A 14,371-nucleotide genomic window follows, 5' to 3' on the forward strand; every position below is an offset into this window, starting at 1 on the left:
GGAAATTAGCTATTTCAATGCCCAATTCTACTAGCCCTGAAGGCAGTTAGGCCCGAGGATTGATTTGAGATCAGCGCTCAGCGATGGCGATGATGTAATCAAGGTGTCCAATTTCATCACGGTGCGCATTCCATTCTCATCTAGATGTAAATGAACTTCGCGTTTTCCAGGGTGTGAACGAAGAATCTCTTTCATGCGATCAACAACTGGTGGTGTGCATTGATTAATTGGCAGGGTGATTACAAGCGGACCTGTCGGTGCGGCGCTGACGTCCGCATTTTTCATTTCAAGGGCTGTAAATCTGACTTGATCTTCACGCTTATCAACTCGACCACGAATGAGAACAATTCGATCTTCAGTCAGAGTTAAGGCGTATTGATTGTAGGTATTGGAAAAGAAGAGAGCTTCAATAGATCCTTCAAGATCTTCAATGGTGACAACTGCCCACGACGCACCTTGTCTGGTTACTTTTCTTGTGACAGATGTAATCAGTCCGCCAATGGTGACGATCTGGTCATGATGGCCACCATCATCTAGTAATTCGCTAATCGACATATCTGTTCCAGAACGCAACACATGTTCAACACCGAGTAATGGATGATCTGAAACATAGAGTCCCAACATTTCTCGTTCATAGGATAAAAGCATTGCTTTTTCCCACTCACCTGTTGGAATATCTAGCGCAACATTTGATACCGACGTTGCTGACTCGCCTCCGAACAAATCAAATTGTCCGATTGCTTCAGCGCGTTTTGTTTCAATGACTGAATCAATTGCCTCCAAATAAACAGCCATTAATCCTTTACGCGTGTGAGACAGGGAATCAAATGCGCCGGCCTTAATCAATGATTCGATTGTTTTCTTATTACACACCTGTGCATCTACTTTGGCTAAGAAATCTCCGAAGGATTGGTAGCGCCCTTTGCCATCTCGTCCACTCTTAATAGATGCAACCACGCCTTCGCCAACGTTTCTAATTGCGGCTAGACCGAAACGAATATCTGTTCCTCGTGGGGTGTATTCGGCGTCAGATTCATTAACATCTGGTGGCAATACTTGAATACCCATACGACGGCACTCACTTAAATACAGAGCAGATTTATCTTTATCATCTCGAACAGATGTGAGAAGTGCTGCCATGTATTCAGTTGGATAATTGGCTTTGAGGTATGCGGTCCAATATGAAACTACGCCGTAACCCGCACTATGGGCACGGTTGAACGCATAGTCTGAGAACGGAATCAAAACATCCCACAAGCGCTTGATAGCGGCATTACCAAAACCATTTGTCTTCATACCAGCTTCAAATGGAATGTATTCCTTATCAAGAATTTCCTTGTTCTTCTTACTCATTGCTTTACGCAAGAGATCTGCGCGTCCAAGTGAGAATCCCGCAACTTTTTGCGCAATGGCCATAACCTGTTCTTGGTAAACAATTAATCCATACGTATCGCCCAAAATTTCATTGAGGGAATCTGATAACTCAGCGTGAATTGGCTCGACCGGTTTGCGTTTGTTCTTTCTATCCGCATAGTTATTGTGCGCATTTTCTCCCATTGGACCTGGGCGATAGAGAGCAATAACTGCAGAGATATCTTGGAAAGAATCAGGTGACATGCTGCGCAAAAGTGCGCGCATCGGCCCACCATCTAGCTGGAACACACCCAGGGTGTCACCGCGGGATAAGAGTTCGAATGTTTTTTTGTCATCTAACGTGAGATCTTCTAGAACAACATCAACGCCTTTATTTGCCTTGATGTTTAACAGAGCATCATCTAGAACGGAAAGATTTCGAAGGCCAAGAAAATCCATCTTGAGCAATCCAGTTGCTTCGCATGCACCCATATCAAATTGGGTAATGATGGAACCATCTGCTTCGCGGCGATGAATAGGAATGACATCTAATAGTGGTTCGCGAGAGAGAATAACTCCGGCTGCGTGCACGCCCCACTGGCGCTTGAGCCCTTCAAGTCCCATTGCAGTATCTATAACTGTTTTGGAATCAGGATCACTTTCATAGAGAGTTCTAAACTCCCCGGCTTCTGAGTATCGATCATTAGTTGAATCAAATACTCCGGCCAAAGAAATATCTTTACCCATAACAGATGGTGGCAGCGCTTTAGTGAGCTTTTCACCGATGGCATATGGATAGCCAAGTACACGAGTGGAGTCTTTAATCGCCTGCTTAGATTTAATGGTGCCGTAGGTAATGATTTGAGCAACGCGATCTTCGCCATATTTTGTTGTTGCATAACGAATCATTTCGCTGCGTCTGCGTTCATCAAAATCCAGATCAATATCTGGCATAGAGATACGTTCTGGATTTAAAAATCGCTCGAAGAGTAAACCGTGCTCAAGTGGATCAAGACCTGTAATTCCGAGTGCATAGGCAACAAGTGAACCAGCGGCAGAACCGCGACCAGGACCAACTCGGATTGCCACCTGCTTTGCATGTGCAACTAAATCTGCAACCACTAAGAAGTAACCAGGAAATCCCATTTTGATCATGACATCTAACTCATATTTCAAACGTGCATGGTGTTCATCAGTTAATCGATTGCCCATGCGATTGATTAATCCACGTTCTGCCTCTTTTATCAGCCATGAATCCTCTGTTTCACCTGCGGGAACTTCAAAGCGTGGAAGTAAATTCTCACCTTCGCGCAGCGTCACATTGCATCGTTCGGCAATCAACAAAGTGTTATCGCAACTTTCAGGAATTTCTTTGAATAGTTCGCGCATCTGTGCCGGAGTTTTAAGATAAAACTCATCGTTATCGAATTTAAATCTCTTGGGATCTGCAAGAGTTGATCCAGATTGCACACAGAGCAGTGCCTCATGTGAACGTGCATCTTCATTGAATGTGTAGTGCAAATCATTTGTGGCCAGCAGTGGCAATCCAAGCTCTTTGCCCAACTTAAGTAAATCAGCTTTAACGCGTGATTCGATATCGATACCGTGATCCATAATTTCAAGGAAGAAATTTTCGGCGCCGAAGATGTCTCGATAATCTGAAGCTGCAGCCATAGCTTCTTTAAATGCACCCATTCGAAGGCGAGTCTGTATTTCTCCACCAGGACAGCCAGTTGTTGCGATCAATCCTTTTGCATATTTTGTTAGTAACTCACGATCCATCCGCGGCTTGTAGTAATAGCCTTCCAGGGATGCAAGGGATGAAAGTCTGAAAAGATTTGAAAGTCCTTCATTGTTTTCGGCCAAAATTGTCATGTGCGTATAAGCACCACCACCAGAGACATCATCTTGGCCGCCATCGGCCCACTTCACTCGCTTCTTTTCAAAACGAGATTCAGGTGCAACGTAAGCTTCGATTCCGATGATTGGTTTAACGCCAACTTTTTTTGCTTGCTTATAGAAATCAAAAGCACCAAATACATTTCCATGATCTGTCATTGCAATCGCCGGCATCTCCTGGCGGGCGACTTCTGCTACAAGATCTGCAACGCGCGCGGCACCATCGAGCATTGAATACTCGGTATGAACATGAAGGTGGGCAAAAGATGACATTGGTGGTGAGGCTATCTCTTACGGAAGAACTGCGCTGGAAAGCAACGCCAGAGCATTTGTGAGATCAGCAGGGTATGGCGCGTTAAAGGTTAAACGCTCACCAGAGCGCGGGTGTGTTAGTTCTAAAACCATTGCGTGTAACCATGGACGAGACATCCCAAGAGATGCTGCAAGTGCGGGATCTGCGCCATAAGTAAGGTCTCCAACTAATGGATGTCGAAGCGCAGAGAAATGAACTCTAATTTGATGAGTGCGCCCAGTTTCTAACTCCACTTTAACTAAAGAAACACCGCGATAAAATTCGATGACTTCATAATGCGTAATGCTTTCTTTTCCGTTAGCAACAACTGCAAAGCGATGATCCTCTTTTGGATGACGATCAATGGGTGCATCAATCGTTCCGGTACTTGGATCCATGTGACCTTGAATGAGCGCGTGATAAATCTTTGTAACGTTGCGAGATTTGAAAGCATCTTTTAAAAAGGTATAGGCCTGATCCGTCTTGGCCACAACCATGAGCCCGCTTGTTCCAACATCTAATCGATGCACAATGCCAGCACGCTCTGCTGGACCACTTGTTGAAATTGTGTAACCAGCGGCGCTTAAGGCACCGACAACTGTTGGACCTTCCCATCCTGGACTTGGGTGGGCGGCGCAACCCACTGGCTTATCAATGACAACAATTGAATCGTCATTATAAATAATTGATAAACCAGGAATTGGCGTCAGTGGAATAGGTTCAGAATTCTTCTCTTGCGGCATCAGTACTTCAATAATTTGTCCGGCAGCAACTTTGTCGGACTTATTCATAGCCTTACCTGATGTGGTGATATCGCCATCTTCTAGTAAGCGAACAACTGCAGTGCGAGAGAGTCCAAGAACTCGTGTCAGCGCACTATCTATACGCTCGCCAGCAACGCCCTCTGGGACTGACAAGGTTCGAGATATGCGTGCCATTTTCAACTCTTGCCAATCTATTTATCTAGAGGTTTTATCGGTGCAACGTTTCGAAGTGTTAAGACAACTGCCGTAAATGCTGCAATCACAATAGCGCTATCGGCAACATTAAAGACTGGCCAACGCGGCAGTTGAATCCAATCAATGACGTGGCCTTGCAAAAAGCTAGGCGCTCGGAAAATACGATCGGTCAGGTTTCCCAGAATTCCACCGAGAACGAGCCCACCGACTACGGCCCAACCCTTTGATGTTATGCGCCCCGCATAACGTGTGATGAAAACTAAAACGATAAGAGCAAAAATTGTAAAGAAAATAGTCTTGCCAGTTCCGATGCTAAATGCTGCTCCCGAGTTTCGAATAAATGTCAGTTGTAGAAAGGAACCTAGAACTTCAATATTGGCTCGAGATGACAAAGCTTTTTCTGCCCAGACTTTGGTTCCAAGATCTATCAACCACACAACCCAGGCGATGAGATAGAGCGTGCGCCACGGGCGCATTCTTAGCGCCGTTCCTCTTTCTGCTTGCAGAGCATGCAGAGTGTTGCGCGTGGGAAAACTTGCAGACGTGCCTTACCAATTGGCGAACCGCACTCTTCGCAATTGCCATATGTTTTTGTATCAATGCGATCAAGGGCGCGCTCTGTCTGTAAAACCATGTCACGTGCGTTAATCACAAGTGACATCTCATGTTCACGTTCAAAAGTCTTGGTTCCAGCATCAGCCTGATCATCTCCAGCGCCATCTCCAGCATCTGCAATCAGAGCATCCATCTCTTTTTCAACTGCTGCTAGATCTGCTTGTAGGCGTAGAAGCTCTTTTGCTAACTCACTGCGAATCGCTTTAAGTTCTGCGGCGTTCCATGCTGATTCACTCTCTGATACAACAATTGGCACAGGTGCCTGCTTAATTGGCTTTAGGGGCGCAACTTTCTTTCCACTCTTTATAGGACGCGCAGGAGGTGGCATAACGAGTCTGCGCTCTTCAACAACTGGGGTATTAGCGGGCGCCGAAATAGTTTTAACGCTGACTGTTTGAGATTTTTCATCCACGGTCAACGTTGTCTTTGAAGGAAATGGGCGACCAGGATTTTTCTTTACTGCTTTGGCAGGTGCTTTCTTTGCAGCAACTTTCTTTGCAGGAGCCTTTTTTGCCGGTGCTTTCTTGGCAACCTTTTTAGTAGGAGCTTTTTTAGCAGGCTTCTTTGCTACCTTTTTCGCAGCACTCTTAGACGCTTTTTTCACAGCTTTCTTCAGAGGTTTCTTAGGCACGCCGCGCACCCTATGCCGATTAACGCATGAGTACCAACTTCGCCACGAACAAAGTTGCGCGTGAGCATGGAATAGACTTCCGACCTCATGGTATTTCGCCCGATTTCAGCCCAGATCGATCTTGCCGCAATGGAGCACTCGATCCTTGATTTCTGGCGCACCAATCTAATCTTTGAAAAATCTGTCAGTGGCCGAGAAGGTGCACCGACGTGGACTTTCTATGAAGGTCCTCCCACTGCAAACGGAATGCCTGGAACGCACCATATTGAAGCGCGCGTATTTAAAGATGTATTCCCGCGTTTTCACACTATGAAAGGCAAGCAAGTAGTTCGCAAAGCTGGATGGGATTGTCACGGTCTGCCTGTTGAAATTGCTGTAGAGAAAGAGCTGGGCTTTAACGGCAAAGGCGACATCGAAAAATTCGGTATTGCCCAATTCAATGACAAGTGCCGTGAATCAGTAACTCGTCACGTTGATGCATTTACTGCCATGACTAATCGCATGGGTTTTTGGGTTGATTTTGATCAAGCGTATTGGACGATGGCACCTGCATACGTTGAAAGTGTTTGGTGGAGTCTTGCTCAGATTCATAAAAAAGGATTGCTCGTTCAAGATCATCGCGTTGCACCATATTGTCCGCGTTGTGGAACAGGATTATCTGATCACGAATTAGCACAAGGCTATGAAACTGTGACAGATCCATCTGTCTTCGTTCGCTTTCCTATTACATCTGGTCCACTAAAAGAGATAGGCGCAGCCCTTCTTGTCTGGACAACTACGCCATGGACTCTGGTTTCAAATACTGCCATTGCCGTAAATCCCAAGGTTAATTACGTCATCGCCAAAGTTACCCATGAGCAAACTTCAGAAGTACTTGTGATTGCAGAAGCTCTGCTGGATAAATTACAAGGTGAGGTGGAAATCCTTAAAACCGTACTCGGCAAAGATCTTGAGCGAACTACATATTCCAGACCTTTTGATTTTGTTGAGATTCCTGATGCGCACTTCGTTGTCTTAGCCGATTATGTGACCACTGAAGATGGAACAGGATTAGTCCACCAATCCCCCGCATTTGGCGCAGATGACTTACAGGTTTGTCGTGCCTATGGATTACCAGTTGTTAATCCAGTTGCACCTGATGGGCATTTCTTGGCAGATGTTGAACTAGTCGGTGGAATGTTTTTTAAAGATGCCGATAAGCCATTAGTCAAAGAGTTAAAGGCTCGTGGATTGCTCTATCGCCACCAACCTTATGAGCACTCATACCCACATTGCTGGCGCTGTCACACCGCACTTATCTATTACGCACAACCATCGTGGTATATCCGCACCACTTCAATTAAGGATGAACTCTTGCGTGAGAACGCAGCAACGAATTGGTATCCAGAAACGATTAAAACTGGTCGCTATGGTGATTGGCTCAATAACAATATTGACTGGGCGCTCTCTCGTAATCGCTATTGGGGCACTCCACTTCCTATTTGGAGATGTGAAAACAAGCATGAGGTATGTATCGAATCATTAGCTGATCTCGGTGCACGCGCTGGTCAAGAATTATCATCCCTTGATCCGCATCGTCCATTCGTCGATGACATAACTTTTGCCTGCACCGAATGCTCAGAAACCATGGTGCGTGTTCCTGAAGTAATTGATTGTTGGTATGACTCTGGTGCAATGCCATTTGCCCAGTGGGGTTATCCGCATCAAGAAGGCAGCAAAGAAAAATTCGAAGCCTCATACCCTGCCGATTTCATCTGCGAAGCAATTGATCAGACCCGTGGTTGGTTCTACACACTCATGACAATTGGAACTCTGGTCTTTGATAAATCATCCTATGAAAATGTTCTCTGCCTCGGCCACATCCTTGATAAAGATGGTCGCAAGATGAGTAAGCACCTAGGAAATGTTTTAGAGCCAATGGCACTGATGGATCAGCACGGCGCCGATGCAGTTCGTTGGTACATGTTGGCCGCAGGTTCGCCATGGTCTGCGCGTCGAGTTGGCCACGATGCCATTAGCGATGTTGTCAGAAAGACGCTTTTAACTTACTGGAACACAATCTCGTTTCACTCACTCTATGCACAAGCATCTAACTTTGATCTCTCTCAATCACCGCCGCGCAGCACTCGCCCTGTTATGGACCGTTGGATAATCTCTGAATTATCAATTCTCATTAACGAAGTGGAGTCATGTCTTAGCAACTTTGATTCACAAGGTGCTGGAAAAGTGCTGGCTCAATTTATTGACGATTTATCAAATTGGTATGTGCGTCGCTCACGACGTCGTTTCTGGGATGGCGATGTCGCAGCTCTTGCAACCTTGCACGAATGTCTTTCAACTCTCACACAATTACTTGCTCCGATGGTTCCGTTTATCTCAGAGCATGTCTGGCAAGAACTTGTGCGACCAGTAGATCCAACAGTTGCTGATTCAGTTCACTTATCTGATTTCCCTGTTGCTAACCCTTCAGATATCGACACACAACTATCTGCTCAAGTTGGGCTCACTCGCAGAATTGTTGAATTAGGAAGAGCTGCTCGCGCCGAATCTGGAATTAAGATTCGCCAACCACTGCAACGAGCACTCATCGCAGCAAGTGGCTGGGCAGCATTGCCAGCAGATATGCGCGAACAAATAGCTGATGAGTTAAACGTGGCCGACCTTGCAGATATTGCAGATGCCGATGGCGATCTCGTTGATATTTCAGTTAAAGCAAACTTTCGAACACTTGGTGCCAAATTTGGTGGGCAAGTGCAGGAAATCTCCAAAGCAATTGCTGCGATGGATGCCACAACATTGGTAAAGACACTTCGGGCCAAGGGCAGTGCAGATGTTGCCACCTGGAGTATCGAATTAGATGATCTGGTTATCACTGAAGTGCCTCGCACTGGATGGATGGTTGCTAGCCATGAAGCAGAGAGCGTGGCGCTAGATCTAACGCTAACTCCTGAATTAATTGCTGCTGGAAATGTGCGAGAGGTAATTAGATTTATTCAAGAAGCCCGAAAAACAAATGGCTTTGATATTTCAGATCGCATTCGTATTTCGTGGAACGCACCCGATGAGATTGCTAACGCCGTCGATGCTGCCCGCGATCACATCAGCGCTGAAGTTTTAGCTACTGAATTTACTCGAGATGCCGGCTTAGCAACTCTTGAGGGCGAACTTGGTTTTAATGCGAAGTTGCAAAAGAGTTAAATAAGTAGAACTAAAGGCATCAACATCTGTATTGCAAAGAACAATACAATGAAGGATAAATCAAGTGAAACTCCACCTAAGCGAAGAGGTGGAATAAATCTACGTACAAAGTTCATAGGACGATCTGTAATTGCATAGATTGCTTCAACCAAGAACAAAATAGGTCCGCTTGGTCGCCATGCCGGTTTAAACATCCGCACATAATCCACAATTAAACGTCCAAGTAGAGCAAAGAGAAATAATTGCAGTATTAAATGAAGTATCGAACCGATACGTAACATAAAGTAACTATCAGCTCTGGTTGAAGAAACTTGCTTCAGCAGCTGCTGCTTTGTCTTCGCTACTTACCTTGACATTTGCAGGTGAGAGTAGGAAAACTTTTGAAGTCACACGTTCGATTGTTCCGTGGTGACCAAATACAAGTCCACTTGCAAAATCTACAAGGCGTTTACGTTCTGATTCATCCATGTCAGTTAAATTAATGATGACTGGATTACCAAGACGATAGTGCTCACCGATTGTGCGGGCTTCGTTATAAAAACGTGGATGTAAAGTAATGATGCGATCAAGTGTTGGAAGTTCTAATTGTGGAGCGACATCATGTGTGGCAACACTTGATACGTGACGCGCTTCGCGTGTGCGAATACGAACATCGGGAACGCGAGCAGCAGAAGCTTCCGCTGAACTCGCGATTTCTGGATCATCAACTAAACCAAGGTAGTTTGCGACACGGCGCATTGCATTCGACATGGTTAAAAGGTTACTGGGGTGATGGGCGGGAACCGAGGATTGAACTGCCAACTCGAATATGTGTCGCACCGTGGATAATTGCCGATTCAAAGTCATTACTCATGCCAGCAGATAAGTACTTTGCTGCAGGGTAAGAAGCCTTGAAATCACTGTAAATCAAGGCCAATTTTTCAAATGCTTGATCGCTGCTGACATCAAGTGGGGCAACGGCCATGAGCCCCATCAGATCAAGGTGGGCAGAGCCCACGACGGCATCGGCTAGCTCTGATAAATCCGAAGGCTGCGCACCGCCTCGACCTTGTGCGCCATCTAGTGAAACTTGTAAGAAAACTCCGATGCGATGTGCCGCAACTTTATCTAACGCCTGAATATGTCGAAGTTCATCTAGTGAATGAATCACATTGGCCCACGATGCGATTGATTTTAATTTATTACTCTGAATCTGCCCTTGAAAATGCCATGTACCCGGAACAGCAGACGCCTTTGGAGCCGCATCGCCATCTCGATTTTCACCATAATGGTGAACATTTAAACTTGCCAATATATGCACATCACTGATTGGAAAAGTTTTTGTTACTGCAATTAGAGTAATTTCATCGCTACCTCGTTGTGCAGATTTGGCAGCAGCAACAATCTTGTCTTGGACAATCGCTAAATTGCTCGCAATTTCTTCATAGCGTGAAGTCATAACCTAATTAAACCTGCCTGACGACCGGTGCGATGGGATTTGCGATAGGAAAATAGGTCCTCATCTTCTCGCGTGCAACGAGAATCAACAACGCACTGAATTGAAAGTTTTGCCAGATCTGCAACAAGTGCTGCGGGCAGATCTAATGCAGGAGTTCCAGTTGAGGTTTTACATGCTGCACCTGGATGAGTTGCTATGACTTGATCATAAGTAGCTTGATCCACTTCATAACACGGACCACAAATAGATGGTCCCAGAGTTGCCGTGATTTCATCCGCCCCTAGTTCGCGCATGATGGCCAGACTCTTTGCGGCAACACCATTTATCAACCCTCGTCTTCCCACATGAACGGCTGCCACCACGTTCTGACTAGATAGCAATAATGGAATGCAATCTGCAACCAAGACTGCAAGCGTTAGGCCAGCAACATTTGTGACCAAGCCATCGCATGTGAGAACTTGATCCGTAGCCTTAGAAATCACTTCAACGTTATTTCCGTGCACTTGATTCATGTAAACGGTTTTGCCATGAGCCTGCTCAATTACTTCTCTGTTGCGTGCAACAGTCTTGGCATCATCTTCTACATGCAGCGCTAAATTAAGGGAAGAAAAATCGCCTTGGCTGTATCCACCAAGGCGATCTGTAAAGAATGTAAAGCTCACTCTTATTTCATGAAATCTGGGACATCAATTTCATCTTCGGCGACAAGCTCTTCGAAGGTAACGCGAGGACGAGGAGTGAAGTCTGATTCAAGATCTAGTGCCACAGCCAGTGGATCATTGCTTGCAACAGGGTTAGCGTTACCAGCTAATGTCGCAGCGTTGATAACAGGCACAGAAACCTTCTTAGGTTCTCCCCCATCAAAACCTGCTGCGATGACAGTAATGCGAACTTCATCACCGAGAGCGTCATCGATAGTTGTACCAAAGATGATCTTTGCATTGGGATGAGCAGCTGCCTGAACTAATTCGCACGCTTCATTTATCTCAAACAAACCTAAATCAGAACCGCCGGCCACAGAGAGTAGAACTCCCATAGCGCCATCTATAGATGCTTCTAATAGCGGACTGGAAATTGCTAACTCGGCTGCACGGATTGCGCGATTTTCACCACGGGCTGAACCAATTCCCATAAGGGCTGATCCTGCGCCAGTCATAACAGTTTTCACATCCGCAAAGTCAAGGTTGATTAATCCTGGTTGTGTAATGATCTCTGTAATTCCTTGAACACCGGAGAGCAAAACTTGATCTGCACTCTTGAAAGCATCTACTGCAGTAATTGAACGATCTGAGATTGCAAGCAAGCGATCATTTGGAATAACAATAAGAGTATCTACTTCAGAGCGAAGCGCTTCGATACCTTCATCTGCTTGAGCTGTGCGAATCTTTCCTTCAAAACTAAATGGCTTTGTAACAACGCCAATTGTTAGCGCGCCGATTTCGCGTGCAATCTTTGCAACCACTGGTGCACCACCAGTACCGGTTCCGCCACCTTCACCTGCAGTAACAAAAACCATATCTGCACCGCGCAAAATTTCTTCAATTTCATCAATGTGATCTAGTGCTGCCTCGCGACCTTTTTCTGGCGCAGCTCCTGCACCAAGTCCACGAGTTGACTTGCGACCAATATCTAATTTCACATCGGCATCACTCATTAACAAATGTTGTGCATCTGTATTAATTGCAATGAACTCGACGCCTTTGAGTCCGACATCAATCATTCGATTGATTGCATTAACTCCACCGCCACCAATACCAACTACTTTGATGACAGCTAAATAATTCTGCGGTGAAGCCACGGTACTCCTCCTTGAGAACGGTAAACCTCGAGTTGAGATTTAGTGTTCCCTTTTGTTCGTGAGGTGAAAGTAAAGCGAATTAACTCTCTAAGCAAACATCGCCACGAATTATTTTGTAATTATTTTTTACTTAACAATCGGTGCATGTGGTGCCGAAACATCGATTGTTGAAATGTTTTTATTTTCATCAAGGGCTGCAAGTGCTTTAAATACTTTGATTTTTAGCTCTTTGTCATCTGCACTTCCAAAGCGAAGTATCAAGGCTTTTTGCGGACCCTTGATTGCCATGGTGAAATCAGCGGCCGAAGTGGCACGAAGTGAGGTTACATTCTGGCGAAAATCTTCGGGCAGCGATGTGAAGAGTTCAATGGCGAGCAAGCCGATCTCTGTATTTGGGGCATCAACCCTTGGAACCTCTGCACTTGTTCCAATGGGGTCAAATACAACACCGGCTGAATCAATATAGCGACCAGCAAAAACTCCAATTGGTACTCGTGGATCTATTGAGATTGTTACTGAACTTGAAAACCAATTTCTAGATACATCGGCGCTTTTAACCCAACTAATGCTTTCAATTGTCTTTGCCATTTGGCGAGGTTCGATTCGGGCGAGTTTGATTGCATCTAATTTTCCGATTTTTTTCTCAACTGCCAGGATTTCTACTGGGTTAGTAACTCCGTTGAACTCAACTTTCTTGACCGTAAATACTGATGACCAACCCAAGAGATAGGCAAGTACTGCAACCACCACAGCGCTGATTAAGATCTTTACAAGACGTGGCATAGAAAGTGCTACTTGTTTGGGAATCGTTTTGTTAATCCATCAACGATGATGGGACCAAGTGATGACACATCTCCGGCGCCGAGTGTCATGATGACATCTCCTGGTTTTGCCATTTCGATAATTGCATCTGTGGCATCAACAAAATTAGGAATATACGTTCCGTTAGACATGTGCTCTGCAATTACTTCTGAACTAACACCTGCAATGGGTTTTTCACTGGCTGCATAGACCTCTAACAAAATAACTGAATCGGCAAGGCTGAGCGAAGTTGCAAAGTCAGACATAAATGCTTGAGTGCGCGAATAGCGATGAGGTTGAAAAATAACGAGTACTTTGCCATCGCCTGCATATCTGCGCGCAGCATCAAGTGTTACCCGAATTTCAGTGGGGTGATGTCCATAATCATCTAGAACTCGTATGCCATGAACGGTTCCCTTTAGTTCAAAACGTCGACCGGTTCCAGAAAATGAAGCGAGTCCGGCAAGCAAAGCTGCAGCAGGTAACCCAAGGTGTAAACCAACTGCCAGGGCTGCAGCAGCATTATTAATATTGTGTCGCCCAGGCACATTCATTTCTAAGTGCCCAATAGACGTACCCTTCCACAACGCACGGGCACGAGAGCTTTTTGCGGCCAATTCAATGTGATCAATGCGTAAATCACTATTAGCGTTTTCTCCGTAGGAAATAGTAAGAATTTTCTCCACTGATTGGCCCAATGCGCCCGACCCCAGATCATCTGCGCAATAGACCAAAAAACCATCTGGTAAGATGGTGCGAGCAAACTCATGAAATGCTGCAGTCACATCTGCAGCTGTTGCAAAGAAATCAACGTGATCGTGTTCAACATTTGTCACGATTGCACCAAATGGTTTGTATTCCACGAAAGAACCATCGGATTCATCTGCTTCTGCCACAAAGTATTTTCCAGTGCCTCTATGTGCATTTGAGCCAGATGCACTCAAAGTGCCACCGATTGCAAAGGATGGGTCCGCGCCGCATGCTTGCAGAGCAACTGTGAGCATCGAAGATGTAGTTGTTTTGCCATGTGTGCCTGCCACAGCGATGCTAATTGATTCACTCATAAGTAGAGCAAGTGCCTGCGCGCGTGTGTAAAGAGGAATACCTAATTGTGTGGCTTGAACTCGCTCAGGATTACTCTTAGAAATTGCATTTGAATAAATAACAAGGTCGGCACCATCGATGTGCGAAGCGTCATGAGATGAAAAAACCTTCGCTCCCAATGCTGCCAAAGCGGCGAGCACTGAAGAATCTTTTTCATCGGATCCACTGACGTGGGCGCCATGGGTAAGTGCGATGCGCGCTAGGCCGCTCATTCCCGCTCCACCGATTCCAATAAAGTGAAGTTTTTTAGTGGAAAGTTCGGAGAGTGAAAACATTAATTACT

12 protein-coding genes are annotated in these 14,371 nt (G+C 45.5%); 1 reads left to right on the plus strand and 11 read right to left on the minus strand.

The genetic code is table 11. The features are described 5' to 3' along the window. Positions 1–30: 30 nt before the first annotated feature. Genes dnaE through PHILAsVB114_RS04075 form a run of 4 tightly spaced genes read right to left on the minus strand, consistent with a single transcriptional unit; the run spans position 31 to position 5,749 of the window. Positions 31–3,525, minus strand: a complete 3,495-nt coding sequence (dnaE, locus tag PHILAsVB114_RS04060; protein ID WP_095698110.1) for a DNA polymerase III subunit alpha — start codon at positions 3,523–3,525, stop codon at positions 31–33. 18 nt (positions 3,526–3,543) lie between these two features. Further along, positions 3,544–4,482: an RluA family pseudouridine synthase gene (locus tag PHILAsVB114_RS04065; RefSeq protein WP_095698111.1), complete on the minus strand. Its 939-nt coding sequence runs from the start codon at positions 4,480–4,482 to the stop codon at positions 3,544–3,546. Between the two features lie 17 nt (positions 4,483–4,499). Continuing rightward, positions 4,500–4,979 (minus strand): signal peptidase II, encoded by a 480-nt coding sequence (lspA, locus tag PHILAsVB114_RS04070; RefSeq protein ID WP_095698112.1) that lies wholly within the window; start codon positions 4,977–4,979, stop codon positions 4,500–4,502. Between the two features lie 2 nt (positions 4,980–4,981). Continuing rightward, positions 4,982–5,749 (minus strand): TraR/DksA family transcriptional regulator, encoded by a 768-nt coding sequence (locus PHILAsVB114_RS04075; protein ID WP_095698671.1) that lies wholly within the window; start codon positions 5,747–5,749, stop codon positions 4,982–4,984. 87 nt (positions 5,750–5,836) lie between these two features. On the opposite strand from PHILAsVB114_RS04075, the gene ileS reads away from it, so the two are divergent. Then, positions 5,837–8,947, plus strand: coding sequence for an isoleucine--tRNA ligase (ileS, locus tag PHILAsVB114_RS04080; protein ID WP_095698113.1), 3,111 nt, complete (start codon positions 5,837–5,839; stop codon positions 8,945–8,947). Here the strand turns inward: ileS and PHILAsVB114_RS04085 are convergent. The 7 genes from PHILAsVB114_RS04085 to murC form a co-directional block, all read right to left on the minus strand. Next, positions 8,944–9,228: a YggT family protein gene (locus tag PHILAsVB114_RS04085; RefSeq protein WP_095698114.1), complete on the minus strand. Its 285-nt coding sequence runs from the start codon at positions 9,226–9,228 to the stop codon at positions 8,944–8,946. The genes ileS and PHILAsVB114_RS04085 overlap by 4 nt on opposite strands. A gap of 10 nt (positions 9,229–9,238) precedes the next feature. Continuing rightward, entirely contained in the window at positions 9,239–9,697 is a 459-nt protein-coding gene (locus PHILAsVB114_RS07060) for a cell division protein SepF (RefSeq protein WP_095698115.1), read from the minus strand. A 10-nt stretch (positions 9,698–9,707) separates the two neighbouring features. Then, positions 9,708–10,385 (minus strand): YggS family pyridoxal phosphate-dependent enzyme, encoded by a 678-nt coding sequence (locus PHILAsVB114_RS04095; protein ID WP_095698116.1) that lies wholly within the window; start codon positions 10,383–10,385, stop codon positions 9,708–9,710. Continuing rightward, positions 10,382–11,047: a peptidoglycan editing factor PgeF gene (gene pgeF, locus PHILAsVB114_RS04100; RefSeq protein ID WP_095698117.1), complete on the minus strand. Its 666-nt coding sequence runs from the start codon at positions 11,045–11,047 to the stop codon at positions 10,382–10,384. The genes PHILAsVB114_RS04095 and pgeF overlap by 4 nt, the downstream gene beginning before the upstream one ends. A 2-nt stretch (positions 11,048–11,049) precedes the next feature. Further along, the gene (gene ftsZ, locus PHILAsVB114_RS04105; RefSeq protein ID WP_095698118.1) at positions 11,050–12,183 is read right to left on the minus strand and encodes a cell division protein FtsZ; all 1,134 of its coding nucleotides are present in this window, start codon (positions 12,181–12,183) and stop codon (positions 11,050–11,052) included. 126 nt (positions 12,184–12,309) lie between these two features. Beyond that, a complete protein-coding gene (locus tag PHILAsVB114_RS04110) occupies positions 12,310–12,966 on the minus strand; it encodes a cell division protein FtsQ/DivIB (RefSeq protein WP_095698119.1) in 657 nt (218 codons plus the stop codon). Between the two features lie 8 nt (positions 12,967–12,974). Beyond that, complete coding sequence (murC, locus tag PHILAsVB114_RS04115; RefSeq protein WP_095698120.1) at positions 12,975–14,363, minus strand: UDP-N-acetylmuramate--L-alanine ligase; 1,389 nt, start codon at positions 14,361–14,363, stop codon at positions 12,975–12,977. Positions 14,364–14,371: the final 8 nt, after the last annotated feature.

This window comes from Candidatus Planktophila limnetica (assembly GCF_002288365.1).
GTDB lineage: Bacteria > Actinomycetota > Actinomycetes > Nanopelagicales > Nanopelagicaceae > Planktophila > Planktophila limnetica.